The organism is Actinomadura sp. 7K507, assembly GCF_004348425.1.
In the GTDB taxonomy this organism is placed as follows: Bacteria; Actinomycetota; Actinomycetes; order Streptosporangiales; family Streptosporangiaceae; genus Spirillospora.
Genome location: NZ_SMKK01000462.1, coordinates 1 through 2738 on the forward strand (window position 1 = coordinate 1; position 2738 = coordinate 2738).

General features: G+C 72.0%; 1 protein-coding gene. It reads left to right on the forward strand.

The annotated features are described in order from the left end of the window. The coding region (locus E1285_RS44400; protein WP_132160919.1) for a nitrate reductase subunit alpha at nucleotides 1-2738 on the forward strand (2738 nt) is incomplete at both ends.

Sequence of the window (2738 nt, forward strand, 5' to 3'; positions counted from 1 at the left end):
TGGAAGGTGTACGTCAAGGACGGCATCATCACCTGGGAGGCGCAGCAGACCGACTACCCGTCGGTGGGCCCGGACCGGCCGGAGTACGAGCCGCGCGGCTGCCCGCGGGGCGCGTCGTTCTCCTGGTACACCTACTCGCCGACCCGGGTGCGGTATCCGTACGTGCGCGGCGTCCTGCTGGAGATGTACCGGGAGGCCAAGGGCCGGACGGGCGACCCGGTGGAGGCGTGGCGGGAGATCGTCTCCGACCCGGAGCGGGCCCGCGCCTACAAGTCGGCGCGTGGACGCGGCGGCCTGGTGCGGGCGACGTGGGACGAGGCGACCGAGATGATCGCGGCCGCGCACGTGCACACGATCAAGAGGTACGGGCCGGACCGCGTCGCGGGTTTCTCTCCGATCCCGGCGATGTCGATGGTGTCGCACGCGTCGGGCTCGCGGTTCATGTCGCTGATCGGCGGGACGATGCTGTCGTTCTACGACTGGTACGCCGACCTTCCGGTGGCGTCCCCGCAGGTGTTCGGCGACCAGACCGACGTCCCCGAGTCGGGGGACTGGTGGGATGCCGGGTACCTCATCATGTGGGGCTCCAACGTGCCGGTGACGCGCACCCCCGACGCGCACTGGATGACCGAGGCCCGCTACCGGGGGCAGAAGGTCGTGGCGGTCTCCCCGGACTACGCCGACAACGTCAAGTTCGCCGACGAGTGGCTCGCCGCCCAGCCCGGTACGGACGGCGCCCTGGCGATGGCCATGGGGCACGTCACCCTCAAGGAGTTCTTCGTCGACCGGCAGGTCCCGTACTTCACCGACTACGTCAAGCGCTATAGCGACCTGCCGTTCCTGGTGCGGGTGGAGAAGCGCGGCGACGCCTACGTGCCGTCCAAGTTCCTGACCGCCGCCGACCTGCCGGGTGCCGAGGCCCGCTCCGAGCACGCCGCGTTCAAGACGGTGATCCTGGACGCGAACACTGGGCATCCGCTCGTCCCGAACGGGTCGCTGGGGTTCCGGTACGGCGAGTCGGGTGAGGGCAGCTGGAACCTCGACCTCGGCGACGCCGACCCGCTGCTGTCCGCCGAAGGCGGCGAGGCAGGGGAGGCGGTGGAGGTCGAGCTGGCCCGGTTCGACGCCCCCGGCGGCTCGCCCGGAACGCTCCGGCGCGGCGTGCCCGTCCGGAACGTCGGCGGCCACCTGGTCACGACCGTCTACGACCTGCTGCTCGCCCAGTACGGCGTGAAGCGGGACGGCCTGCCCGGCTCGTGGCCGTCGGGGTACGACGACGCGTCGCAGCCGTGCACCCCGGCGTGGCAGGAGGGCATCACGGGCGTCCCGGCGCAGGCCGCGGAGCGCATCGGGCGGGAGTTCGCCGCCAACGCCGAGGAGTCCGGCGGCCGCTCGATGATCATCATGGGGGCGGGGACCAACCACTGGTTCCACTCCGACACGATCTACCGGGCGTTCCTGGCGCTGACCACGCTGACCGGCTGCCAGGGCGTGAACGGGGGCGGGTGGGCGCACTACGTCGGGCAGGAGAAGTGCCGCCCGGTGACGGGGTGGGCGCAGCTCGCGGGCGCGCTGGACTGGTCCCGGCCGCCGCGCCAGATGATCGGCACCGCGTACTGGTACCTGCACACCGACCAGTTCCGCTACGACCGGTTCGGCGCCGACACCCTCGCGGCGGCCCGCCCGGCGGACGGCGCCGCCGGGCAGCTGGCGGGCCGGACCACCGCCGATGTGATCGCGCAGGCGGCGCGGCTGGGCTGGATGCCGTCCTACCCGACGTTCGACCGCAATCCCCTGGATCTGGCCGGCGAGGCGGAGGCCGCGGGCAGGCAGGCCGGCGACCACGTCGTGGACGAGCTGAAGGCCGGGCGGCTCAAGTTCGCCTGCCAGGACCCCGACGCGCCCGAGAACTTCCCCCGCGTCCTGTCGGTCTGGCGGGCCAACCTGCTCGGCTCGTCGGCCAAGGGCAACGAGTACTTCCTCAAGCACCTGCTCGGCACCGACCACGCCGTCCGCGCGCAGGAGACGCCGCCGGAGAACCGGCCCAAGGAGGTCGTCTGGCACGAGGAGGCCCCGGTCGGCAAGCTCGACCTGCTGCTGTCGCTGGACTTCCGGATGACCAGCACCACGATCTACTCCGACGTGGTGCTGCCCGCGGCGACCTGGTACGAGAAGCACGACCTCAACACCACCGACATGCACCCGTTCGTGCACTCGTTCAACCCCGCGATCTCGCCGCCGTGGCAGACCCGCAGCGACTGGCGGGCGTTCCAGGACATCGCGGTCGCGTTCAGCCGGCTCGCCGAGCGGCACCTCGGCGTGCGCAAGGACCTCGTCGCGGTGCCGCTGCTGCACGACACCCCCGACGAGATGGCGACGCCGCACGGGCGCGTCGCCGACTGGGCGAAGGGCGAGTGCGAGCCCGTCCCCGGCGTGACGCTGCCGAAGCTCGTCACGGTGGAGCGCGACTACCCGGCGGTCGCCGCGAAGATGACGGCGCTCGGCCCCCTCGCCGAGCGGCTCGGCGCGACCACCAAGGGCGTCACGTTCGACCTGGAACGCGAGGTCGAGTACCTGAAGCACAAGAACGGCGTGGTGCGGGGCGGCCCCGCCGACGGGCGGCCGTCGCTGAAGCGCGACGTCCACGCCTGCGAGATGATCCTCACGCTGTCGGGGACGACGAACGGGCATCTGGCCACCGAGGGATTCAAGACCCTGGAGAGACGCACCGGCACCCG